21 protein-coding genes are annotated in these 23,735 nt (G+C 69.2%); 10 read left to right on the plus strand and 11 right to left on the minus strand.

What is annotated here, in order from left to right; translation table 11 throughout:
* The first annotated feature begins 109 nt into the window (after positions 1-109).
* From C7416_RS21915 to C7416_RS21925, 3 genes are all read left to right on the plus strand, one after another.
* The gene (locus tag C7416_RS21915) at positions 110-1,912 is read left to right on the plus strand and encodes an acyl-CoA dehydrogenase family protein (RefSeq protein ID WP_111520875.1); all 1,803 of its coding nucleotides are present in this window, start codon (positions 110-112) and stop codon (positions 1,910-1,912) included.
* Positions 1,913-2,004: 92 nt separating this feature from the next.
* Complete coding sequence (locus C7416_RS21920; protein ID WP_111520876.1) at positions 2,005-2,979, plus strand: Bug family tripartite tricarboxylate transporter substrate binding protein; 975 nt, start codon at positions 2,005-2,007, stop codon at positions 2,977-2,979.
* 22 nt (positions 2,980-3,001) lie between these two features.
* Positions 3,002-4,123, plus strand: a complete 1,122-nt coding sequence (locus C7416_RS21925) for a CaiB/BaiF CoA transferase family protein (RefSeq protein WP_111520877.1) — start codon at positions 3,002-3,004, stop codon at positions 4,121-4,123.
* A 27-nt stretch (positions 4,124-4,150) separates the two neighbouring features.
* Here the strand turns inward: C7416_RS21925 and C7416_RS21930 are convergent, their stop codons facing one another.
* The 4 genes from C7416_RS21930 to C7416_RS21945 form a co-directional block, all read right to left on the minus strand.
* Positions 4,151-5,872, minus strand: coding sequence for a lactate permease LctP family transporter (locus tag C7416_RS21930; protein WP_111520878.1), 1,722 nt, complete (start codon positions 5,870-5,872; stop codon positions 4,151-4,153).
* A 263-nt stretch (positions 5,873-6,135) separates the two neighbouring features.
* A complete protein-coding gene (locus C7416_RS21935; RefSeq protein WP_111520879.1) occupies positions 6,136-7,581 on the minus strand; it encodes a LutB/LldF family L-lactate oxidation iron-sulfur protein in 1,446 nt (481 codons plus the stop codon).
* On the minus strand, positions 7,578-8,279 hold the full coding sequence (locus C7416_RS21940) for a LutC/YkgG family protein (protein ID WP_111520880.1): 702 nt from the start codon (positions 8,277-8,279) through the stop codon (positions 7,578-7,580). The genes C7416_RS21935 and C7416_RS21940 overlap by 4 nt, the downstream gene beginning before the upstream one ends.
* Positions 8,276-9,058, minus strand: coding sequence for a (Fe-S)-binding protein (locus C7416_RS21945; protein WP_111520881.1), 783 nt, complete (start codon positions 9,056-9,058; stop codon positions 8,276-8,278). The genes C7416_RS21940 and C7416_RS21945 overlap by 4 nt, the downstream gene beginning before the upstream one ends.
* Positions 9,059-9,184: 126 nt before the next feature.
* On the opposite strand from C7416_RS21945, the gene C7416_RS21950 reads away from it, so the two are divergent.
* Positions 9,185-9,904, plus strand: coding sequence for a FadR/GntR family transcriptional regulator (locus C7416_RS21950; protein ID WP_181461296.1), 720 nt, complete (start codon positions 9,185-9,187; stop codon positions 9,902-9,904).
* Positions 9,905-9,973: 69 nt separating this feature from the next.
* On the opposite strand, the gene C7416_RS21955 is transcribed toward C7416_RS21950, so the two are convergent.
* Positions 9,974-11,011 carry an AI-2E family transporter gene (locus C7416_RS21955; protein ID WP_111520882.1) on the minus strand — a complete coding sequence of 346 codons (1,038 nt, stop codon included), beginning with the start codon at positions 11,009-11,011 and terminating at the stop codon, positions 9,974-9,976.
* A gap of 221 nt (positions 11,012-11,232) precedes the next feature.
* On the opposite strand from C7416_RS21955, the gene C7416_RS21960 reads away from it, so the two are divergent.
* Both C7416_RS21960 and eutC read left to right on the plus strand, forming a co-directional pair.
* The gene (locus C7416_RS21960) at positions 11,233-12,615 is read left to right on the plus strand and encodes an ethanolamine ammonia-lyase subunit EutB (protein WP_111520883.1); all 1,383 of its coding nucleotides are present in this window, start codon (positions 11,233-11,235) and stop codon (positions 12,613-12,615) included.
* 36 nt (positions 12,616-12,651) lie between these two features.
* Positions 12,652-13,452 carry an ethanolamine ammonia-lyase subunit EutC gene (gene eutC / locus C7416_RS21965; RefSeq protein WP_111520946.1) on the plus strand — a complete coding sequence of 267 codons (801 nt, stop codon included), beginning with the start codon at positions 12,652-12,654 and terminating at the stop codon, positions 13,450-13,452.
* 61 nt (positions 13,453-13,513) lie between these two features.
* Here the strand turns inward: eutC and C7416_RS21970 are convergent, their stop codons facing one another.
* From C7416_RS21970 to C7416_RS21980, 3 genes are all read right to left on the minus strand, one after another.
* On the minus strand, positions 13,514-13,987 hold the full coding sequence (locus C7416_RS21970; RefSeq protein ID WP_111520884.1) for an aminoacyl-tRNA deacylase: 474 nt from the start codon (positions 13,985-13,987) through the stop codon (positions 13,514-13,516).
* Positions 13,988-14,070: 83 nt separating this feature from the next.
* Entirely contained in the window at positions 14,071-14,994 is a 924-nt protein-coding gene (locus C7416_RS21975) for a LysR family transcriptional regulator (RefSeq protein WP_111520885.1), read from the minus strand.
* Between the two features lie 80 nt (positions 14,995-15,074).
* Positions 15,075-16,388: an MFS family transporter gene (locus C7416_RS21980; protein WP_111520886.1), complete on the minus strand. Its 1,314-nt coding sequence runs from the start codon at positions 16,386-16,388 to the stop codon at positions 15,075-15,077.
* A 443-nt stretch (positions 16,389-16,831) separates the two neighbouring features.
* On the opposite strand from C7416_RS21980, the gene C7416_RS21985 reads away from it, so the two are divergent.
* The gene (locus C7416_RS21985) at positions 16,832-17,173 is read left to right on the plus strand and encodes a hypothetical protein (RefSeq protein WP_111520887.1); all 342 of its coding nucleotides are present in this window, start codon (positions 16,832-16,834) and stop codon (positions 17,171-17,173) included.
* A 196-nt stretch (positions 17,174-17,369) separates the two neighbouring features.
* The gene (locus C7416_RS21990; RefSeq protein WP_018006019.1) at positions 17,370-18,140 is read left to right on the plus strand and encodes a ferredoxin--NADP reductase; all 771 of its coding nucleotides are present in this window, start codon (positions 17,370-17,372) and stop codon (positions 18,138-18,140) included.
* 66 nt (positions 18,141-18,206) lie between these two features.
* Here the strand turns inward: C7416_RS21990 and fumC are convergent, their stop codons facing one another.
* Positions 18,207-19,613 carry a class II fumarate hydratase gene (fumC, locus tag C7416_RS21995; RefSeq protein WP_111520888.1) on the minus strand — a complete coding sequence of 469 codons (1,407 nt, stop codon included), beginning with the start codon at positions 19,611-19,613 and terminating at the stop codon, positions 18,207-18,209.
* Positions 19,614-19,752: 139 nt separating this feature from the next.
* Here fumC and C7416_RS22000 point away from each other — a divergent pair, with 139 nt between their 5' ends.
* Positions 19,753-20,637, plus strand: a complete 885-nt coding sequence (locus C7416_RS22000) for a LysR family transcriptional regulator (RefSeq protein ID WP_111520889.1) — start codon at positions 19,753-19,755, stop codon at positions 20,635-20,637.
* A gap of 27 nt (positions 20,638-20,664) precedes the next feature.
* Here C7416_RS22000 and C7416_RS22005 read toward each other — a convergent pair whose 3' ends face one another.
* The gene (locus C7416_RS22005; RefSeq protein ID WP_012354956.1) at positions 20,665-21,015 is read right to left on the minus strand and encodes a four-helix bundle copper-binding protein; all 351 of its coding nucleotides are present in this window, start codon (positions 21,013-21,015) and stop codon (positions 20,665-20,667) included.
* Positions 21,016-21,338: 323 nt separating this feature from the next.
* Between C7416_RS22005 and C7416_RS22010 the strand changes: the two genes are divergently transcribed.
* A complete protein-coding gene (locus C7416_RS22010) occupies positions 21,339-21,713 on the plus strand; it encodes a hypothetical protein (protein WP_062804036.1) in 375 nt (124 codons plus the stop codon).
* On the opposite strand, the gene C7416_RS22015 is transcribed toward C7416_RS22010, so the two are convergent.
* The gene (locus C7416_RS22015) at positions 21,707-23,722 is read right to left on the minus strand and encodes a sensor domain-containing diguanylate cyclase (RefSeq protein WP_111520890.1); all 2,016 of its coding nucleotides are present in this window, start codon (positions 23,720-23,722) and stop codon (positions 21,707-21,709) included. The genes C7416_RS22010 and C7416_RS22015 overlap by 7 nt on opposite strands.
* Between the last annotated feature and the right edge of the window lie 13 nt (positions 23,723-23,735).

Raw genomic sequence — 23,735 nt, forward strand, 5'->3', positions numbered from 1 at the left:
AAATTATATGGATCAAGCCAATTTTAGAATTAGACGCGAATCCTTGGGGTTTGAATAATGGAGGCCAAAGGGGCCGCAAGCCGGCATCCCGCATACCAGGAGACCTGTCATGCCTTCCAGCGCCGTGCGCGACATCCCCCAGCCACACCACGCCGCGCAAGCGGCGGCCGCCGTGCATCCGGTGCCTGACCGCCAGGGCGGCAGCCTGCTCGCCGCCGACCCGGACCTGCGCGCGCTGCTGCCGCTGTACCTGCCGCCCGACCTGTTCAACCACCTGTTGCCCCACCTCGAGCGCATGGGCGCGCTGGCCGGCGGCGTGCTCGACGAGCTGGCCGGCGTGGCCGACCGCAACCCGCCGGAACTGACTTACCGCACCCGCGCCGGCGTCGACGCGCAGCGCATCGACAAGCACCCTGCCTATGTCGAGATGGAGCGCGTGGCCTTCTCAGAATTCGGTCTGGCCGCGGCCTCTCACCGCGGCGGCGTGCTGGGCTGGGACAAGCCCATGCCGCCGGCGGCAAAGTACGCGCTCACCTATCTGTTCGTGCAGGCGGAGTTCGGCCTGTGCTGCCCGCTGTCGATGACCGATTCGCTGACGCGCACGCTGCGCAAGTTCGGTGACCCGGCGCTGGTCGAGCGCTTCCTGCCCAACCTGACCACCCAGGTCTTTGACGACCTGTACCAGGGCGCGATGTTCATGACCGAGCAGGGCGCCGGCTCCGACGTCGCCGCCACCGCCACCCGCGCGGTGCGCGATGCCTCGGCCGAGGGCGGCTGGCGGCTGCATGGCGACAAGTGGTTCTGCTCCAACCCCGATGCCGCGCTGGCGATGGTGCTGGCGCGCGTGGAAGACGAGGCCGGCAACGCCGTGCCCGGCCACAAGGGCGTGTCGCTGTTTCTGCTGCCGCGCCAGCTGGAAGACGGCAGCGCCAACCACTACCGCATCATCCGGCTCAAGCACAAGCTGGGCACGCGCTCGATGGCCAGCGGCGAGATCCGTCTGGAAGGCGCGCACGCCTACCTGGTCGGCGAGCCCGGCCGCGGCTTCGTGCAGATGGCCGACATGATCAACAATTCGCGCCTGTCCAACGGCGTGCGCGCCGCCGGGCTGATGCGCCGCGCGCTGACCGAGGGCCTGTTCATCGCGCGCGAGCGCCAGGCCTTCGGCAAGCGTCTGCAGGACATGCCGCTGATGCGCCGCCAGCTGCTCAAGCTGACACTGCCGACCGAACAGGCGCGCACCATGGTGTTCCAGACCGCCGAGGCGCTGCGCCGCGCCGACGCGGGCGAGCCCGACGCCTACGCGCTGATGCGCATCCTGACCCCTTTGATCAAGTTCCGCGCCTGCCGCGACGCGCGCAAGGTCACCGGCGACGCCATGGAGATTCGCGGCGGCTGCGGCTATATCGAGGAATGGAGCGACCCGCGCCTGGTGCGCGACGCCCACCTGGGCTCGATCTGGGAAGGCACCAGCAATATCGTCGCGCTCGACGTGCTGCGTGCGGTCCGGCGCGAGGGCGCATTGCCGGTGCTGCAGGCGCACCTGGCTGGGCTGCTGGCCGATACCCCGATGCAGGCGGACGCCCGCGCGGTGTTCGAAGGCGCCATCGCCAGCGCCGCCCAACTCGCCGGCCAGGCCGCCGCGGCCGGTGCCGACGGCGAGCTGCTGGCGCGCCAGGCGGCCTCGGCGCTGTACCACGTGACCAGCGCGGTGGCGATGGCCTGGGAGGCCGGGCGCATCGGCTCGGTGCGCCGCATGCGGCTGGCCCAGCTGGTGCTGCGCCACCGCGTGCTGCCGCAGGACCCGCTCGCGGCAAGCGAGGAGCCGGCATGGCTGGCCGAAACGGTGGCGCCCGCCGACGATGGCGCGGTGCGCGCGGCCGGCGCGGTCGATGCGGTCAACGTGTTCTGACATCGATTGCCTGAACCCGCAGCACCCCAACCCCAGCGCCCCAACCATCCCGCACACCCCGCGGGAGACGTCCTACACCAGGAGACAACGCCATGAAACTCTGGCACCGCGTCGCGGCCATCGCCGCGTGTTCGCTGTTTATCGCCCCCGCCTTCGCGCAGAAGGACTTTCCCTCCAAGCCGATCATGATGGTGGTGACCTATCCGCCGGGCGGCCCCACCGATGCCATGGCGCGCACGCTTGCCGCCGCGCTCAAGACTAGCCTCGGCCAGCCGGTGGTGGTCGAGAACCGTGCCGGCGCCGGCGGCAATATCGGCGCCGAGGCCGTGGCGCGCGCCGAGCCCGACGGCTATACGCTGATGTTCGGCACCTCGGCGCCGCTGGCGATCAACGTCAGCCTGTACCGCAAGATCAACTATGACCCGGTCAAGAGCTTTACCCCGGTGATCCAGATCGGCCAGCTGCCCAATGTGCTGGTGGTCAATCCGTCGGTGCCGGCCAGGAACGTCAACGAGCTGATCGCCTACGGCAAGGCCAATCCGGGCAAGCTGACCTATGCCTCGTCCGGCAATGGCGCTTCGTCGCACCTGGCGGGCGTGCTGTTCAACAACGTCACCGGCACCGATTTCCAGCATATCCCGTACAAGGGCACTGGCCCCGCGCTGAACGACCTGCTCGGCGGCCAGGTCAGCATGACCTTCACCGACGTGCTGACCGCGATGCCCTTCATCAAGAGCGGCAAGGTGCGCGCGCTGGGCGTGACCACCAAGGCCCGCTCGCAGGCGCTGCCCGACGTGCCGACTGTGGCCGAGCAGGGCGTGCCCGGGTTCGACGTGTCGGTGTTCTTCGGCGTGGTCGCGCCCGCCGGCACGCCGGCGGAGGTGGTCGGCAAGCTCAACCGCGCCTTTGCCGAGGCGCTGAAGCAGCCCGACGTGCGCAAGACGCTGCAGGCGCAAGGCCTGGAGTTCGCGCCGTCGACCACGCCGGAGCAACTCGGCAGCTTCGTCAAGGCCGAGGTGGGCAAGTGGCGCGCCGTGGTGCAGAAGTCCGGCGCCCAGCTCGATTGACAACGCCAAGGGAATCGCAGCCATGACCCAAGCCAGTCCCGGCGCGCTCGCCGGCATCCGCGTGGTCGACCTGTCGCGTATCCTGGGCGGCCCGTACTGCGGCCAGATCCTGGGCGACCACGGCGCCGACGTGCTTAAGATCGAACCGCCGCAGGGCGACGACACCCGTACCTGGGGGCCACCGTTCAAGGACGGCGTCGCCTCCTACTACTTCGGCCTGAACCGCAACAAGCGCGTGATGCGGCTGGACCTGACCGCCGAAGCCGACCGCGAGATGCTGCTGGCGCTGCTGGCCGAGGCCGACGTGCTGGTCGAGAACTTCAAGACCGGCACGCTGGAGAAGTGGGGGCTGGGCTATGACGAACTGTCGGCGCGCTTCCCGCGGCTGGTCCATTGCCGCGTGTCGGGCTTCGGCGCCGACGGCCCGCTGGGCGGCCTGCCTGGCTACGATGCCGCGATCCAGGCTATGTCGGGCATCCTGAGCATCAACGGCGAGGCCGATGGCGATCCGCTGCGCGTGGGCTTGCCGGTGGTCGACATGGTGACCGGTCTCAACGCCGTGATCGGCGTGCTGCTGGCGCTGCAGGAGCGCGCACGTAGCGGGCGCGGTCAGTTCGTCGAGGCCGCGCTCTATGACTCGGGGCTGTCGCTGCTGCATCCGCATGCGGCCAACTGGTTCATGAGCGGCAAGACGCCGCAGCGCACGGGCAATGCGCATCCCAACATCTATCCGTACGACACCGTCGCCACTGCCACCGACCCGGTCTTCCTGGCGGTGGGCAACGACCGGCAGTTCCGCATCCTGTGCGAGCACCTGCAGGTGCCGGCGCTGGCCGACGACGAGCGCTACGCCAGCGCCGGCGCGCGCTCGGTCAATCGCGCCGCGCTGAAGGCCGAGCTGGAAGCGCGCATGCGCACGCTCGACGGCAAGGCGCTGGCGGATACGCTGGTGGCCGCGGGCGTGCCGTGCGCGCCGGTGCTGTCGGTGCCCGATGCCTTGCAGCATCCGCATACGCGGCACCGCGAGATGGTGGTGGAGATGGAAGGAGGGTACCAGGGGCTGGGCGCGCCGGTGAAGCTGAGCCGGACGCCGGCGACGTACCGGTATGCGCCGCTGACGCCGGGCAACGATTTCCTCGAATAGGCGTCGCCGGGCCGGCCCCAGCAACGCTTAACCCGGAATCATCCCCGGCAGCCAATACGCCTGCACCATTGTCATCACGCCGATGATCACCGCGAACAGCAGGCTGTGCTTCACGGTGAAGCGGAACAGTTCCGACTCCTTGCCCACCAGTCCGGTCGCCGCGCAAGCCACGGCGATCGATTGCGGCGAGATCATCTTGGCGGTGACGCCGCCGGTGGTGTTGGCCGCGACCATCAGCGTGTCGGACACGCCGATCTGGTGCGCGGTGGTGTTCTGTAGCGCGCAGAACAGCGCATTCGACGAGGTGTCGGACCCCGTCAGGAACACGCCCAGCCAGCCCAGGAACGGCGAGAAGAACGGGAACGCCGCGCCGGTGCCGGCCAGCAGCAGCGCCAGCGTCGACGACATGCCGGAGTAGTTGGCGACAAAGGCGAACGCCAGCACCAGCCCGATCGACAGCACCGGGCGCGCCAGTTCCACCAGCGTTTCGCCAAACGTGGCCAGCAGGTCGCGCGGCTTCATGCGCAGCAGCACGGCGGAGATCAGCGCGGTCAGCAGGATCGCGGTGCCGACGGCGGAGAGCAGGTCGATCTTCAGCACCGCGTCATAGGCCTTGGGCGTAGCCACGATCGGCGCGGCCTTGATCACCAGCTGGTCCAGGCCCGGGACCTTGAACTTCAGCACCGTGCCCGCCAGCGGGCCGTTGGCGGCGAACAGCGCCTTGAATGGCTGCAGGCTCCACACCGTGACGATGGCGGTCAGGATGCCGAACGGCGCCCACGCGCGCAGCGTTTGCGCCAGCGTGTAGGGCGATGCCGTGCGGCTTGCCATCGCGCCGCCGAAGCCGCCGCCAATATCGCCGCCGAAGCCAGCCAGCGCGACCGTGCCGCCGCTGACGTTGCCGGCGCTGCCGCCGGCGCGCTGCGATGCGCTGCGCGGCTGCCACACCTTCAGGAACGCCGCCAGCGACACCAGGCTCACCAGCGCCGAGGTGATGTCCGGCAGTTCCGGCCCGATATGGTTGGAGGTGAAGTACTGCGTCACGGCGAAGCTGCCGCCGCACACCAGCGCCGCCGGCCAGGTCTCGCGCACGCCCTTGGCGCCGTCCATCATGAACACCAGCCAGAACGGCACCAGCAGCGACAGCAGCGGCAGCTGGCGACCGGCCATGGCGCCGATATGGAACGGGTCCAGGCCCGTCACCTGCCCGGCCACGATGATGGGAATGCCCATCGCGCCGAACGCCACCGGTGCGGTATTGGCGATCAGGCACAAGCCAGCGGCGTACAGCGGGTTGAAGCCCAACCCCACCAGCAGCGCCGCGGTGATTGCCACCGGCGCGCCGAAACCGGCCGCACCCTCCAGGAAGGCGCCGAAGGCAAAGCCTATCAGCAGCATCTGCAGGCGCTGGTCGTCGGTGATCGACAGCACCGAGGCGCGGATCACGTCGAACTGGCCGGTCTTGACCACGATCTTGTAAAGGAACACCGCGGTCACGATGATCCATGCGATCGGCCACAGGCCGTAGGCAAAGCCGAAACCGGCCGAGGCCAGCGCCTGCTGCGCGGGCATGCCGTAAGCGAAGATCGCCACGGCCAGCGCCAGCAGCAGCGTCACCGCCGCGGCGACATGGCCCTTCATGCGCCAGACCGCGAGCGCGATGAAGAAGAACACGATGGGGATCGCTGCCGCCAGCGAGGACAGCCACAGGCTGCCTAGCGGTGTGTAGAGTTGGGTCCAGGGTTGCAAGGGTGGTCTCCTGATTTGGTGGTGGTTCGGGAAAATTCTTGTTTTGTGTGCGAGTACCGAGGCCGTCCCCGTTCCCGCTTGTTTGCTCCCCTCTCCCGCTTGCGGGAGACGGGCGGGGGAGAGGGCAGGCCGTGGTTATGCGGCAGCGTTGTACTTCGTCGATGCGCCCGCCCTCTCCCCAACCCTCTCCCGCAAGCGGGAGAGGGGGTACACAGTCGGGAGTTCGAAGCGTTAGCGCTGCGCTGCGCCGCGCCTGCCGCCGCCTACTCCGGCTGCCCCTTTTCCTTCAGCAGGTCCGCCAGGCTTTTCGCCGCCGGCTTCAGCGGCGTGCGGTGCTGCGTCCATCCCAGCTGCCGCGCCGGTGTCAGCGCGCGCAGGCGCGTGGCGGCCCAGCGGAACAGCCGGTAGGCCGCCGGGTGCGAATAGGCGCCGCTCCAGAAGCGCCACACCAGGTGCTCGCCACGGCTGTACTTGGCGCCCTGGCCGCGCAGGGGGTGCGCCACCTTCTCGTCGGGATCGCGGTTGGACTCGGTGCGCAGGCGCACCAGTAGTTGCGGGATCGGGATGCGCACCGGGCAGACCTCGCCGCAGGCGCCGCACAGGCTCGAGGCGGTGGCCAGGTCGGCGGTGGCGTCCAGCCCCAGCAGATGCGGCGAGATGATCTTGCCGATCGGGCCGGGGTAGGTGGTGCCGTAGGCGTGGCCGCCGATACGGGTGTAGACCGGGCAGTGGTTCATGCAAGCGCCGCAGCGGATGCATTGCAGCGTCGCGCGCAATTGCGCGTCGGCATAGGCCTGAGTGCGGCCGTTGTCGAGCAGCACCAGGTGCACTTCACGCGGGCCATCGCGCTCGCCCGCGCGGCGCGGGCCCGAGATCAGGTTGAAGTAGGTGGTGATGGCCTGGCCCGTGGCCGAGCGCGTCAGCAGCGTCGACAGCGGCACGATGTGCTCGAGCCTGGCCACCACCTTCTCCATGCCCATGATGGCGATATGCACGTCGGGCACGGTGGTGGACAGCCGGCCGTTGCCCTCATTCTCCACCAGCCACAGCGTGCCGGTGTCAGCGGCGGCGAAGTTCACGCCGGACAGGCCGATGTCGGCCTCGACAAAGGCCTGGCGCAGCGCGCGGCGGCCAGTCTGGATCAGCGCGTCGACGTCCTCGGTATAGGGCGTGTCGGGGATATGCTCGGAGAAGAGCTGTGCGATGTCGCCCTTGGTCTTGTGGATGGCCGGCATCACGATATGCGAGGGCTTTTCGCCGGCCAGCTGGACGATGTATTCGCCCATGTCCGACTCGATGCAATCGACGCCGCGCTCGGCCAGGTAATGGTTCAGCTCGATCTCTTCGCTGGCCATCGACTTGCCCTTGATCACGCGCGTGGCCTGCCGGGCGCTGGCGATGCCGTGGATGATGGCGTTGGCCTCGTCGGCGGTCTCGGCCCAGTGCACCTGGACGCCGGCCGCGGTCAGCTTCTGTTCCAGTTGTACCAGCAGGTCCGGCAAGTTGGCCAGCGCGTGCTGGCGCACCGCCTCGCCCAGGTCGCGCAGGCGTTCGAGCTCGTCGGCGTCGGGGAACTGCGCCAGGCGCTTGCCTTGCAGGAAGTCCATCGCGCCGCGGAAGCTCTGGCGCAGCTTGGGATCGTCCAGCGCCTCGCGGGCGCGCGCCTTGAATTCTCGCGGCGCAACGAATTGCAAAGTCTGCTGGCTCATCTTGCGGCCTCCGCGGTGTCGGTTTCGATCACGACCCACAGCCGGCGCGGACCATGCGCGCCGTAGGCCAGGGTTTGCTGGATGTCCGAGGTCTTGGACGGACCCGAGACCAGCACCAGGTTGGTCGGCATGCCGTCGGCCCAGCGCTCGGCGCGCGCGGCCATATGCAGGTCGTCATGCAGGGTCGAGGCGCGCACCAGCGCGACATGCAGCGGCGGCACCAGCGACACCGTGCGCGGCGAGCCCGCATCGGGCGCCAGCACCAGCGTGCCGGTGGCGGCGATGCCGGAGCGCGCCACGGTGAAGCCGGCATCGACGGTGTCGAACAGCTCTGCCTTCCACGCCTCGATCGGGCGGTCGTAGCCGATGGCTTCGATGCCGGCCGGCAGCGCGGCGGCCAGCGCCGCGCCGGCCGTGGAGGCCGGATCGAGCAGCAGGCGCTTCACGCCCGCGCTGGCCAGTTCGGCAGCGAGCATCGCCGGCCAGGCGCTGGCGTCGGCGCACCAGGCTTCGGCATGCAAGCCTTGCAGGGCGGCCTGCATCGCGGCGACGCGTGCGCCAGGCGTTGGCGTGCCATGGCGGCGTGCTTCGAAATGGCCGTCGATGCGGCGGTCCAGCTCGGTGGTTTGCGGCGACGGCACGGGCGCGGCGGCGCGCAGCCGGCCGAGCATGCGTTCGCGGGCGCCGGGCGTGCTCATGCGGCACCTCCGGTACGGCGCCACAGGAAGCTGGCCAGGTGCTCTACCTGAAGCGGGGCGCGGTCGTGCGCGGCGGTATGGCCGATATTGAGCAGGCAGCCACAGTCGGCCGAGACCAGGCGGTCGCAGCCGGTGGCGCAGGCCGAGGCCACCTTGTCGCGCACCATCGCGCCGGAGATATCCGGATGCTTGAGCGAGAAGGTGCCGCCGAAGCCGCAGCATTCCGACTCGCGCGCATGCTCGACGCGGGTCACGCCCGGCAGCGCATCGACCAGCGCCACGCCGTGCTGGCGCGTACCCATTTCGCGGCGCGCGCCGCACGAGGTATGCAGCACGATGCGCTCCGGCGGCTCGGCCGATGGTGCCGCAGCGCCGAAGTCCACTTTCAGCACGTGCAACAGGAATTCGCCCAGCTCATAGACGCGCGCGGCCAGTTCGCGGGCCTTCGGGCCGGCCACCGGATCGTCGGCGAACAGCTGCGGCCAGTGGTGGCGCATCATGCCGGCGCACGAGCCGGACGGCACGATCACCGGCCACGGCTGGCCGAACAGGTCGAGCTGGGCGCGCGCGACCGCACGGGCCGCGTCGGGGTTGCCGCTGCTGTACGCAGGCTGGCCGCAGCAGCTCTGGCCGCGCGGGAAATGCACGGTCAGGCCTTCGCGCTCGAGCAGCCGCACGGCATCGAGGCCAGCCTGCGGCACGAACATGTCGACCAGGCAGGTGGCAAACAGGTAGGCCTGCGTGGGGGCAGGGCCGCTGGGGTACTGACGATCCTTCATGTCTCGCTCCACACGTGCTGGGTCGCACGTTTGGGCGCATAATTCCCGCTTCCGCGCGGCGCTTCAAATTGGTTGGACCAATTCAGCAGGCAGGTCGCGCCAGTTCAGGAGCGAGGAAACTACGGCATGACGGCAGCCAGGCACGGGCATACCCGCGGACGCGTGGAGTCGGTGATGCGGCGCATGGAGACGGCCCTGCTCGACGGCACCTGGCCGCCCGGCACGCGTCTGCCGGCCGAGCGCGTGCTGGCCGAGCAGTACGCGGTGGCGCGCAACACCGTGCGCGAGGCGATCCAGCGCCTGGCCGCGCGCGGCCTGCTGCAGAGCCGGCGCGGCGCTGGCGTCTATGCCACCGACCAGCTGCGCGCCGGCATTGCCTCGCCGTGGGGCCAGCTGGTGGCGGACCATCCCGCGCTGCGCGAAGACATCCTGGAATTTCGCCGCGTGCTGGAAGGCGCCACGGCCTACTTCGCGGCGCTTCGCGCGGATGCCGCCGACGTCAGGCGCATCCGCGCGCTGATGGCCGAACTGGAACGCGCGCGCGCCGCCGACGACAAGCAGGCCGAGGCCGATGCCGATGCGCAGCTGCATGACGCCATCGCGCAGGCCTCGCACAACACCATGTTCCTGCACCTGCATACCAGCGTGATCGGCATGCTGCGCGAGCACATCACCATCAACGGCACCGGCCTGCGCGAACAGGACGACGGCGCCTCGGACCTGCTGTTGCTGCAGCACCGCACGCTGTGCGAGGCGATCTGTGCGCGCCGTCCGGAAGAGGCGCGCACGGCGATGCAGACCCACATCGACTTCGTGCGCAGCCGCGTGGAGCACGACGGGGCCTGAATACAGGTCGTAGGTCGTAATGGACGTGTTATTGGTCCTACCACCGGCCCGGCGTGCCGGCCACTGCCTTCAGATCAGCCCGGCGCCGGCCAGTTCGCGCTTCAGGTACGCGTAGAAGATCGGCCCGGCGATCACGCCCGGGATGCCGTACAGCGTCTCCATCAGCAGCATCACCATCAGCAGTTCCCACGCCGCCGCCTGGATGCGCGCGCCGATGATGCGCGCATTGAGGAAGTACTCCAGCTTGTGGATCACCACCAGGAACACCAGCGAGCCCACCGCGATCGGCAGCGATACCGACAGCGAGGCCACCACGATGGCCGTGTTCGAGATCAGGTTGCCCAGCACCGGCAGCAGGCCCGCGACGAAGGTGATCACCACCAGGGTCTTGCTCAAAGGCAGATGCACGCCGAACAGCGGCAGCACCAGCAGCAGGTAGAGCGCGGTCAGCACGGTGTTGATGGTGGAGATCTGGATCTGCGCGAAGATGAACTGCGAGAACGCCTGCTGCAGCGTGCGCGCCCGCGCCACCAGGGCGGCCGCCAGCGGGCGCCGGTTGGGCCGCGCCACCGCCCGGTACAGCGCCACCATCGCGCCGATCACCAGGCCGATCAGGATATGCACCAGCGTGCGCAGCACCTCGGCGCCCAGCTTCTGCGCCATCGCGGCATGCTCGCGCAGGGTGTCGATCAGCGTGTTGGCCAGCTCGTCGACGCCGTTGGGCAGCGCGTCGCTGACCCATGGCGGCAGCTGGCCGCGCGAGCGGTCGATGATGTCGGCGACGTGGTTGAGCAGGCCGTCCAGGGTATTGCCCTCGCCGCTGACAAAGCGCACCAGCAGCCAGCCCGCCAGCGTCAGGCCCAGCAGGATCAGCGCCGACAGGATCGCCACCGCGAGCGCGTCGTGGCGCTGGTGCAGGCGCTTCAGGCGCGGCGCCAGCACGTCCACCAGCGAATACAGCAGCAGCCCGGACAGCAGCGCCGCCACCAGGTTGGCATGCAGCACGGTCCAGAGCGCCAGCGCGGTCAGCAGGTAGGCGACGGTGCCGACGCTGTACCACGCGGCCGGCGGCAGGCGCGGGGTGACGGTCGGTTCGGGGTCTTTCATCGGTGTCTCCGGCATGCAATTTGCTGAAAAGAATTCCTGGATTCTCGCCGATCCAGATGTAATCGCTGCGTCAGTCGCGGCTTCGGTCGCCCGGCCGCCACGACCTGGCACCGATGTTGGCATATCGGCACACGCAAAGGGTGTCTATATTAGGGGGAATCGCGCGCGGCCCGTGGTTCGCCGCGTAGTCCTAGTTGTCGCCAAGCCCGGGAACGCAACGCATGGCCTACACCCATACCATCGGCAACCACCGCCACGTCTTTGCCGACCTGCGCACGCTGCTGGCCAGGGCCAGCCCGGCGCGCTCCGGTGATGCGCTGGCGGGCCTTGCCGCGCAAAGCGAACAGGAGCGGATGGCGGCACGGCTGGCGCTGGCCGAGGTGCCGCTGACGCGCTTCCTCAACGAGGCGCTGGTGCCTTATGAAGACGACGAGGTCACGCGCCTGATCCACGACCGCCACGACGCCGCCGCCTTTGCCGCGATCGATGCCACCACCGTGGGCGACCTGCGCAACTGGCTGCTGCGGCATGAAACCGACAGCGCCATGCTGGCGCGGGTCGCGCCGGGCATCACGCCGGAAATGGCGGCGGCGGTCAGCAAGCTGATGCGCAACCAGGACCTGGTCGCGGTGGCGCGCAAGTGCCAGGTGGTCACGCGCTTTCGCAGCACGGTGGGGCTGCCGGGCCGGCTGGCGGTGCGGCTGCAGCCCAACCACCCGACCGACGATCCCAAGGGCATCGCCGCCTCGATCATCGACGGGCTGCTCTATGGCTGCGGCGATGCCACCATCGGCGTCAATCCGGCCTCGGACAACCTCGGCGCGATCGTCTCGCTGCTGCGCATGATCGACGAGCTGCGCAGCCGCTTCGACATCCCCACGCAGTCCTGCGTGCTGACCCATGTCACCAACACGCTGCGCGCGATCGGCCAGGGCGCGCCGGTGGACCTGGTGTTCCAGTCGGTGGCGGGCAGCGAGCGCGCCAATGCGGCCTTCGGCATCAGCCTGTCGCTGCTGGCCGAGGCGCACGACGCCGCGCAGGCGCTGGCGCGCGGCACCGTGGGCGACAACCTGATGTACTTCGAGACCGGGCAGGGCAGTGCGCTGTCGGCCGATGCGCACCACGGCGTCGACCAGCAGACCATGGAGGCGCGCGCCTATGCGGTGGCGCGCGCGTTCTCGCCGCTGCTGGTCAATACCGTGGTGGGTTTTATCGGGCCGGAGTACCTGTACGACGGCAAGCAGATCATCCGCGCCGGGCTGGAAGACCACTTCTGCGGCAAGCTGATGGGCGTGCCGATGGGCTGCGACGTCTGCTACACCAACCATGCCGAGTCCGATCAGGACGACATGGATACGCTGCTGACGCTGTTCGGCGTGGCCGGCATCAACTTCATCATGGGCGTGCCCGGCGCCGACGACATCATGCTGAACTACCAGAGCACCTCGTTCCACGACGCGCTGTACCTGCGCGAAGTGCTGGGGCTGCGCCCGGCGCCGGAATTCGAGGCCTGGCTGCAGCGCATGGGCATTGCCGACGGCGCCGGCCGGCTGCTGGAGCCCGCGTCGCGCCAGCCGCTGCTGCAGATGGCCCACAGCTTGTAAGGAGCCGCGATGACCTCCGAACACCAGGCTCCCGCCATGCCGGATCCCGACCCGGCGGCGGTGGCCGAAGCCGACCCGTGGCAACGGCTGCGCCGCTTCACGCGCGCGCGCATCGCGCTGGGCCGCACCGGCCACAGCCAGCCCACCGACGCCGTGCTGGCCTTCGGCCTGGCCCACGCGCAGGCGCGCGATGCGGTGCACCTGGCGCTGGAGGTGGGCGCGGTCACCGCGGCGCTGGATGCGGCCGGGCTGGCGCACGCGGCGGTGCACAGCGCGGCGCCTGACCGCGAGCACTACCTGCGCCGCCCCGACCTGGGCCGTCGTCTCGACGAAGTCAGCCGTAAGCGGCTGGACGCGGCACGGCCGCCGCAGGCACCTGATGTGGTGTTCGTGATTGCCGACGGCCTGTCCGCGCTGGCGACGCAGCGCCATGCGCTGCCGCTGCTTCAGGCGGCGCGTGAGCGCCTGCCGCCGGACTGGCAGATCGGCCCCGTGGTAGTTGCCGAGCAGTCGCGCGTGGCACTGGGCGACGAGATCGGCGAGCGCCTGGGCGCGCGCCAGGTGGTGATGCTGATCGGCGAGCGGCCCGGGCTGAGTTCGCCCGACAGCCTTGGCATCTACCTGACCCATGCGCCGCGCGTCGGCCGCACCGATGCCGAGCGCAACTGCATCTCCAATGTGCGACCCGAGGGGCTGTCCTATGCGCAGGCCGCCGAGCGGCTGGTGTTTCTGCTGCGCGGCGCGGCGGCGCTCGGGCGCTCAGGCGTGGACCTGAAAGACGACAGCGCGCCGGCGCTGCCCGCAGGCGGCGCCGAGGCATCGCCACAGGTCCGCTGAAAACAGCAAAACGGCCACCACGCGGGCCGCAACCCGCGTGGTGGCCGTTGCCGTGCACCGCTTACATCATGCGGCGCGAGAATTGCCCGTGTCCGGCATCCGACATCAGTTGCTTGAACTGGTCGCCGCTCATGTGCACCAGGTCCTGGTGGTCGCCGCCCTCGAAATACACTTCGGGCTGCTGCATCAGGCTGTCGTCCACATAGGTCTGCATGCCGTATGCCATCGCCACCGGCGGAATCGCGCCGAGGTCGCAATCCTTGAATATCTCGCGGATCTCGTCCTCGTGCGCCAGCACCAGGTCGCGCCCGGTCTGTTCGCAGATGGCGGCCATCTGCAGGTGATGGCTCGAAGGAATCACAGCGGCAACGTAGCCGCGTTCATCCTCCAGCAACAGCGTCTTGGCCAGCCGGTCCCCGGGCACGTGCGCGGCCTCTGCCGTGGCCATGCTGCTCAGGGTGTAGGGGTGGCGGATGATGTCGTAGCGGGTGTTCTTGCTGCTCAGGCAGTTAGCGAGCGTACTAGCCAGGGCCATGGTTGCTCCTAGGTTCCGGATGCGCCGACGGTTATCCTTGTGTTCCTAATATAGTGCGCCGGCGCCATGGCGATGGCCTGCGGCTAGCGGTGCAGCCGCGGCCACACCGCCTGCAGTTCGGTCTTCAAAAAATTCAGCAGGTAGCGCGTGGCCAGGGTCTGGTAGCGGTTGGGCATGGTCAGCATGTAGAGCTTGCTGCCGAACACGCTGATGCGGTAGTCGGACAGCAGCGGCACCAGCGCGCCGCTGTCCAGTTCCGCGCCGATCGCATAGATCGGGAAGATGCCGACGCCCAGGCCGGCCAGCACCGCCTCCTTCAGGAAGGCGAAATTCTCCGAGCTGAGGGTGGGCTCGAGCACCACTTGTTCGCGCACCTCGCCATCGTTGCCGCCTGCGCGCGAGCCCGAAGCCTTGAGCTTCTGCCCCACCGGCGACGCGCACACGATGGCATGCGACTGCAGCCCGGCCAGTGCCTGCGGCGCCGGGTGGCCGGCAAGGTACGCGGGCGCGGCGCAGACGATCCAGTCGACCGCGCCGATCTCGGTGGCGACCACCGAATCGGGCGGCGTCGAGATGATGCGCAGCGCCACCTCCACGTCCTCGGACACCAGGTTGTGCACGCGATTGTCGAACACGACATCCAGCGTGATGTCCGGGTAGCGCTGCTTGAACCGCACCAGCAGCGGCGACAGCAGCGAATGGCCGAGGCCCGTGGGCACCGACAGCCGCACATGGCCCTGCAGGCTCTTGCCCATGTTGCTGATCAGCGCATTGGCCGCCGCGACCTCGCCCAGGATATTGCGGCCGTGCTCGTACAGCCCGGCGCCGACCGGCGTCGGCTCGACGTGGCGCGTGGTCCGGCGCAGCAGCTGCACGCCCAGCTCTTCTTCCAGCGCCTTGAGCCGGTAGCTGACATTGGCGCGCGTCATCTTGAGCTTGCGCGCGGCCGCGCTCAGGTTGCCGGCGTCGACGATGTCGACGAACAGGCGCAGGGCGTTCAGGTCCATGGGGTGATCGGGGAAAGACAGGGGCGGTGACAGCCCCCGTATATTGCCATGCCGGCGGCATGGCGCCGGCGGGCGGTGCGTCAGTGCTCGTGATGCAGGTACCGGGCCTGGCGCGGCAGGCGCAGGCTGACGCAGAAGGCAATCACCATCATCGCGCTCACATACCAGTAGAACGCGGTCTCGTGGCCCAGCGTCTTCATGCCGAGCGCGACATACTCGGCCGAGCCGCCGAAGATCGCGTTGGCGATGGCATAGGCCAGGCCGACCCCCAGCGCGCGCACCTCGGGCGGGAACATCTCGGCCTTCACGATGCCGCTGATCGAGGTGTAGAAGCTGACGATGGCCAGCGCCGCGGCGATCAGCACGAAGGCCAGTCCCGGGCTGGTGACGGTGCGCAGCGCGCTCAGGATCGGCACCGTGCACAGCGCGCCGAGCGCGCCGAACAGCAGCATGTTGCTGCGCCGGCCGATGCGGTCGGACAGGGCGCCGAACAGCGGCTGCATGCACATGTACAGGAACAGGCAGCCGGTCATCACGTAGCTGGCGGTCTTGATCGACATGCCGGCGGTGTTGACGAGGTACTTCTGCATGTAGGTGGTGAAGGTGTAGAAGATCAGCGAGCCGCCCGCGGTGTAGCCCAGCACCGTGAAGAACGCCGCCTTGTGGTGGCGGAACAGCCCGGCCACGCTGCCGGCCTCCTTGCTGCCGCGGCTGGCGGCCGACGAGGTCTCGTGCAGCGAGCGGCGCAGGAACAGCGCCACCACCGCGGTGGCGGCGCCGACCACGAACGGGATGCGCCAGCCCCAGGCCTTCAGCTGTGCCTCGTCAAGCAGCTGCTGCAGGATCACCACCACCAGCACCGCCAGCAACTGGCCGCCGATCAGCGTCACGTACTGGAACGAAGAGTAGAAACCGCGCCGGCCGCGCAGCGCCACCTCGCTCATATAGGTGGCGGTGGTGCCGTATTCGCCGCCGACCGACAGCCCCTGGATCAGCCGCGCCAGCAGCAGCAGCGCCGGGGCCCAGTTGCCGATGCTGGCATGGGTGGGCAGGCAGGCGATCAGCAGCGAGCCGGCGCACATCATCACCACCGAGATCAGCATCGAGTGCTTGCGGCCATGGCGGTCGGCGATGGTGCCGAACAGCCAGCCGCCGATGGGCCGCATCAGGAAGCCGGCGGCGAACACGCCGGCCGTGTTCAGCAGTTGCGCGGTCGGATCGGACTTGGGGAAGAACGAGGGCGCAAAGTAGATCGCGCAGAAGGCATACACATAGAAGTCGAACCATTCGACCAGGTTGCCCGACGAGGCGGCGACGATGGCATAGACGCGCTTGCGCACGTCTTCACGGTCGGGCGACGCCGTCTGGGCGGGGGTAGCGGTGAGATCGGTCATGTTGTGGTCTTGGCAGTCAGGGCGGTGAAGCCGCCGCGGGGGTCGCGCTGCGCAGTACGGGGCGGGGGATGCCGCAATCGGGGCCGCCTTACGGGTAGGCGGGGAAGCGGCAAGGGAACACACGGGGGCAGGCCGGGCGACAAGCCCGTCGGTCTGGGGCGTGATCTGGCGCGCACTGCGGCGCTATTGGCAACAGCGTAGCGTCAACCGGCCGGCCTGCCCACCCCTCACGCTATGCTGCAATGCAGCATGGGTGCCCGTGGCGACGAAGTTATCAGGCTTTGCGGGCGATTGTTCCGTTAAATGGACACTGAAATCCGAATTGGCACCATCCGGCGCGGTCGCGCAATGCGATGTTGCGCGCACTGCGGCTTGCGCTGTGCGCGGGTCTGGGCAATGATTCGAGCCGGACCCTCAACTGGCCTTCTGCGCCCCCGTTTGCCATGCACCGCTCGTTGCGCCGATGGCTGTGCCTGCCTTTGTTCTTTGCCGGCGCCAGCGCCTCCGCCCAGGATCTGGTCGATTGCAAGCGGATCGAGCATGACCAGCTGATCATCGCCTCGCAGGAAACCCTGCTGTTCCTGCGCTGCCGCGCGCGCCAGGTCGCGTACGAGGCGCCGCGCCTGAAGGGCGTGTCGCAACGCGTCAAGGACGACCTGGTGTTCGCGTGCCTGGACCAGGCCGACGCCGTCGAGCACCAGTTGCGGGTGCGCCACGGCTACTCGCGCGAAGCGCTGGCGCGCCAGCGCTGCGAACTGTCCGGCGCGCTCACACCCGGCGGGTGAAGCCGGGACCTCGCTGAGCCAGCAAAAGCCGCCACACGTTCATCGACGTGATGGCTTCGGCTCATCCGCTCGGGATTGGCGCTAATCCCTTGCTGGCGTTGCAGGCTCCGCCTGCGCCGACCCGGGGCTTGCGTTAAGATCGCCTTCTTCCAGCCGTTTTTTTGGCGCGCCGTCGCGCTGCATTCCGCGTCTTGCCATGAGCAATCTGAACCAGCAATCCATCCTTTCCGTCCATCACTGGACCGACACCCTTTTCAGCTTCACCTGCACGCGCGACCCCGGTTTCCGCTTTGAAAACGGCCAGTTCGCCATGGTCGGCCTGGAAGTGAATGGCCGCCCGCTGCTGCGCGCCTACAGCATTGCCAGCGCCAACTATGAAGAGACGCTGGAATTCTTCAGCATCAAGGTGCCCGACGGCCCGCTGACCTCGCGCCTGCAGCACCTGCGCGAAGGCGACCAGATCTACGTCGGCAAGAAGCCGACCGGCACGCTGCTGGTGGACAACCTGCTGCCCGGCAAGACCCTGTGGCTGCTGGCCACCGGCACCGGCCTGGCGCCGTTCCTGTCGATCATCCGCGACCCGGACGTCTACGAGCGCTACGACCGGGTCGTGCTGACCCACACCTGCCGCTTCGTCGAGGAGCTGGCCTACCGCGAGCTGATCCAGGAACACCTGCCGCAGCACGAGCACCTCGGCGAGCTGGTGCGCGAGAAGCTGGTGTACTTCCCGACCGTGACGCGCGAAGAGTTCGACAACCGCGGCCGCATCACCGACCTGATCGCCTCGGGCGAGCTGTTCGAGCGCCTGGACATGGCGCCGTTCTCGACCGAGAACGACCGCATCATGCTGTGCGGCAGCCCGGATATGCTGAAGGACGTGCGCGCCATCCTCGAAGCGCGCGGCTTTGCCGAAGGCAATATGAGCCACCCCGGCCATTTCGTGCTGGAAAAGGCTTTCGTCGGCTGAGGCCGGCCCGCCCCGGCGCGGTTCCGCGCCGGGCGCCTCTGCTTCTCTGTTTCAAGCCCGCGCGCGCTACACCTCGCGCGTCATCCCTTTCAGGTCGATCCACTCGGCAAACTGCGCCTCGGTGACATGCCCGGACGCGATCGCCGCCTCGCGCAGCGACAGGTTGCGCTTGACCGCGAGCTTGGCGATTTCCGCGGCGCGGTCGTAGCCGATATGCGGATTGAGCGCGGTCACCGGCATCAGCGAGCGCTCCAGCAGTTCGGCGATGCGTTCGCGGTCGGCCTCGACCCCCTCGACCATATGCTCGGCAAAGCTCGAGGCCGCGCCGGCCAGCAGGCTGACCGATTGCAGCAGGCTGTAGATGATCACCGGCTTGTAGGCGTTCAGCTCGAGCGTGCCCAGCCCGTTCGCCAGCGTGACCGTGGTGTGGTTGCCGATCACGCGGCAGCACACCATCGCCAGCGCCTCGGCCTGGGTCGGGTTGACCTTGCCCGGCATGATCGACGAGCCCGGCTCGTTGGCCGGCAGCACCAGCTCGGCAAAGCCGGCGCGCGGGCCGGAGCCCAGCAGCATGAAGTCGCGCGCGATCTTCAGGAATGACGACGCGGTGGTGTTGAGCGCGCCCGACAGGTCGGCCAGCGCGTCGTGCGCGGCCTGCAGCGCATAGCGGTTGGGCGCGGGCTCGAACGGCAGGCCGGTGTAGTCCGCCAGCGCGCGCGCAAAGGCGGCGGCAAAGCCGTGCGGCGCGTTCAGGCCGGTGCCGACCGCGGTGCCGCCCTGCGCCACTGGCATCGCGCGCAGCATGGCCTGCTGCAGGCGCGACTGCGCATCGGCCACCTGCGCCATGTAGCCGGAGAACTCCTGCCCCAGCGTCAGCGGCACCGCGTCCTGCAGGTGGGTGCGGCCGACCTTGACGATATCGGCAAAGGCTTCGACCTTGCGCGCGAAGGTTTGCTGCAGCTGCTCCAGCGCCGGCAGCAGTTCCTGCTGGATCGCGCGCGTGGCGGCGATGTGCATCGCGGTGGGAAAGCTGTCGTTGGACGACTGGCTGGCGTTGACGTGGTCGTTGGGATGCACCGGGGTCTTGCTGCCGACCTCGCCGCCCAGCAGCTGGATGGCGCGGTTGGCGATGACCTCGTTCAGGTTCATGTTGGTCTGCGTGCCGGAGCCGGTCTGCCAGACCGAGAGCGGGAACTCGTCGGGCCAGCGGCCTTCGATGACCTCGGCGGCGGCCTGCTCGATGGCATGCGCCAGCTCGGGCCGCAGCACGCCCAGTTCGCCGTTGGCGCGCGCCGCGCACAGCTTCAGGATGGCAAAGGCCTCGATCAGCGCGGGCGGCATCTTCTCGGTGCCGATGCGGAAGTTCTGGCGCGAGCGTTCGGTCTGCGCCCCCCACAGGTGGTCGGCGGGCACGGGCACGTCGCCGAGGCTGTCTTTTTCGATGCGGGTGGCGGCGTTGGACGGGTCTGGCATGGGCTGGCTCCTTGGCAAGGCGGCGGACGGCTGGGCCGGAGGGCATGGTGCGGTCCATTAGAATACCGCTTCGCCATGGCGGGTGCCCGCCTACCGCCATCTTGCCGCGTTGCCGGCGCCCGCGACCTCTTTCCGCCGCATGCTCATCGCCCAGCTCAAATCGTTCTTCATGGTGGCCCGCATCGGCAGCGTCACGCAGGCGGCCAAGCGCCTGGGCCTGTCGCAGCCCACCATCACCGCGCAGATCCGCGCGCTGGAAGAGGCCTACGGGGTAGAGCTGTTCCATCGCGGCGGGCGCCGGCTGGCGCTGTCCGACGCCGGGCTGGCGCTGCTGCCGCGGGTCGAGGCTCTGGTGCAGCAGGAAACCGAGATCGACTTCTTCCTGCGCCATTCGGGCGACCTGCGCACCGGCAGCCTGCGCGTGGGCGCCACCGCGCCGTACTACGCGCTGGAACTGATCCGCCGCTTCAGCGAGCGGTTCCCGGCCATCGACGTGAGCGTGGTCACCGGCAACTCGCAGGAGGTGCTGGAGGCGCTGCAGGAATACCGCGTCGACCTCGCCACGTCTTCGCAGCGCGTCGACGATGCGCGCCTGTCGCGCATGCTGCTGGGCGTGGATCCGCTGATGCTGGTGGTGCATCGCACCCATGCGCTGGCCGGGCATACCGAAGTGCCGGTCAGCGCGCTGGCGGGCTGCCGGCTGCTGATGCGCGAGCTGGGATCGACCACGCGCATCGCCACCGAGGACATGCTGGCGCAGGCGCGCGTCAGCCCCGCCGCGCAGATGGAAATCGGCAGCCGCGAATCGATCCGCGAAGCGGTGATCCGCAACCTGGGCGTATCGGTGATCGCCCGGCATGAAGTGCCGAGCCATCCTGACCTGCGCGTGCTGGGCTTTACCGATGCCGCGCCGTGCCTGCACGAATACCTGTATTGCCTGCGCGAGCGGCGCGGCGCACGGCTGATCGATGCCTTCGTCGCGCTGGCGGATTCGCCCCCGGGGCAGGCGCCCGGCGGCGACTGAGCGAGGCGGCGCCCGAGCGCGCTCGCGCTACGCCGTCATCTTCAGGCACTGCTCCATGCAGACGGCGCAGGCGCGCGCGCATTCCTGGCAGTGCTCGGCATCATGGCGCTCGCATTCCTCCTTGCACCACTTGCAGACCTCTGCGCAGTCCTCGCACACCAGCGGCGCGAACTCGCTGTTGCGCAGCATGTAGGACGCGGCCAGCTGGGCGATGCCGGCGCAATCCATGTCCAGCGCAATGCAGCGCGCCATCTTGCGCACGTCCTGTTCTTCCAGGCAGGCGGCCGCGCACTTGAGGGCGGCCGCCGCCGCGGCATTGCAGGCGGCAATGCAGTCGGCGTAGCGGGCGGCGTTTTCCTGCACGGTGGGTCGGATCATGGAACGTCCTCCTTCGGGGGTAGGTGGATGGAACCGGCATGCCCGCGGTGCGGCAGGCGGCGCATCCGCGCCCGCACGGGGCATCGTTATCCACAATAGCAGGCGCCGCCGCTTCCTGTCGGCCCGGTATTTGCAGCGCCGCGCTGGTTACAATGCCAGGTAGGCGCGGCAGGCAGGCGCCGGCGCGCAGGCAGCGCGGCCGTCACCTGCGCCACGGTCCGGGCACCACCGGCCCGCATTGCGCATCTAACAGGCACGGCACCGGCCAGAGCGGCCGGCCGCTGCAAACACACACACCGGCAGCACGGGGAAGGAAGGACATCATGGGCGAGGCAAAACGGCGGGGTACCCCCGAGGAGCGTGCGGCACAGGCACGCGCAAAGATCGAGGCCTTGCGCCCCGCCCAGCTGGTCTGCGGGCACTGCAAGACCGCGTTTGCACAGTTCGACGCGCTCGACGTGCCGGGCCTGCCAGGCATCGACGCGGTGTTCGGCGGCGAATGCCCGAACTGCGGCAACGACGTGGTGGTGTTCAAGGGCGCGCCCGAGGCCGTCGCCCAGGCCATGATCGCCTGGGAAAAGATGCTGGGCGCCGACGCCCAGCTCGGCTACCAGTCGAGCGACGGCCGGCACGTGCCGTTCGAGCCCGAGGGCGCGGCCGGCGCGGTGCCGGACAAGCCGGCGGGCACGCTTCACTGAGCCGTGGAAGGCCCGGCGTGCTGCGGGCTGGGTTGGTCCGCCAGTTCGGGCGGACCGATCTCGTAGCGGCCGCGGCCGGCGCCCTTGGCGCGGTATAGCAGCACGTCGGCGAGCCGCATCAGCTCGTGGTCCTGCGCCGGGCCGCCGCGGTACAGTGCCACGCCGATGCTGACATCGACGTCGGCGCGCACGCCCTCGAAGCTGAAGGGAACGTCCATCGCCTGCAGGACCGCTTGCGCGACCCGGCGCGCGGCGGCGGGCTGCGCCAGGTCTTCGAGCACCACGGCGAACTCGTCGCCGCCCAGCCGGGCCACGGTATCGCTGTCGCGCACGCAGCGGCGCACGCGCTGGGCGAAGTCCTGCAGCAGCAGGTCGCCGGCGGCGTGGCCGTGGATATCGTTGACCGCCTTGAAGCGGTCCATGTCGAGATACAGCAGCGCCATCAGCGTGCCATGCTCGCGGCTGCGCGCCATGGCCGCGTGCAGCTGGCCTTCGAACGCGCTGCGGTTGAGCAGCTGCGTCAGATGGTCGGTGCGCGACATGCGCGCCAGGCGCTGGGTCTCGAGCTTGCGCTGGGTGATGTCCTGCACGTGGACATGCACGCCCACCACTTCGCTGCCGTCGGCGCTCCATTCCGGGCGCAGGCTGGTTTCCATGCAGTGGTAGTCGGGGCCCTCTTCCTCGGTTTCGAAGGTTACCGCGCTGCCGGCCAGCGCGCGTTCCAGGAACGGCCGCACGCGCGCGAAGCGGGCCTCGCCCAGCACCTCGCGCATCGGCTTGCCGCGCAGCTCTTCGGGCTTCAGGCCGAACACGCGCTCATAAGCCAGGTTGTTGAACACATAGCGCGCTTCGGTATCGACGAAGGCCAGCAGCGACGGCAGCGTGTCGGTCACCGCGCGCAGCCGCCGCTCGCTGCGGTCCAGCGCCTGGCGGCGCTCGCGCACGTCGCGCATCAGCTTGATGAAAGCGCGCGTCAGGTCGCCGATCTCGTCGCGCTGCTGGCGCGTGGGCAGGCGCTCGAACGCGGACAGGTCGTTGGCGCTGGCCAGCACCACCCGGTGCAGCCGCGACAGCGGCATCAGCTGGCGCCGCACCGCCAGCCAGATCAGCAGCGCCACCCCGGCCATCGCCACCCCCGCCATGCCGAGGAAGCGCTGCTGCATCTGCCGCAGCGGCGCGTAGGCTTCGCGCGCCGGCAGCAATGCCACCAGTTCCCAGCCGGTGGTGGACATCAGGTGGCGCGCGATCACCGGCCGCGCCGGCGTCAGGAATTCCAGCGCCGCGGGGCTGTCGTCCTCGCCGCAGGTGTCGGCCACCGGCCGTGCCGGCTGGCGGGCCTGGGCGGGATCGGGATGGCGCACGTAGACCGGCTCGCGGCCGGCCGAGACCAGGCAGTAGTAGCCGGTGGTGCCGAGCCGGTTGTGCAGGATGTCGACCAGGAAGTTGGCGCTGGACAGGTCCAGCCATCCGCCCACCAGGCCCAGGAAGCCGCGCTGCGGCGACAGCACCGGCACCGCCACCAGCACGCCCAACTGGCCGCTGGTGCGCGAGCGGATTGGCGGCGATACCACCGGCGCCAGCGTGCGCGCCGCTTCGCGGAAGTAATCGCGGTCGCGGATTTCGGCGCCGTCGCCCTGGTCGCTGAGGACATTGCCGTGCCGGTCGGCGACCAGCAGCGCGTTGAACGCCGCCGGCACCGGGATCGCGGCGGACAGCGCCTGCAGCGCGCGCTGCCGTGCCGCAGCCGCGTGCGCGCCGTGCGCCTGCGCCATCAGGTCGCCGAGCTGGTCGGCCTGGTGCGACAGCAGCTGGATACGGTCGTTCATGGCCGTGTCGAGCTGGTTGGCGGTCAGCTTGACCACGGAATCCTGCTGGCCCTCGAGCGCATCGTGCAGATCGCTGTGCGCGTCATACAGGGCGATCAGTACGATGCCGGTGCCGAACACCGCGGCCAGCACGGTGGTGATGATCGCAATGCGCGCTTTCAACGTGGGCGTGTAAACGGGCATGTCGGGTGCAGTG

Source organism: Cupriavidus phytorum, assembly GCF_003254285.1.
Classification (GTDB): Bacteria; Pseudomonadota; Gammaproteobacteria; order Burkholderiales; family Burkholderiaceae; genus Cupriavidus; species Cupriavidus phytorum.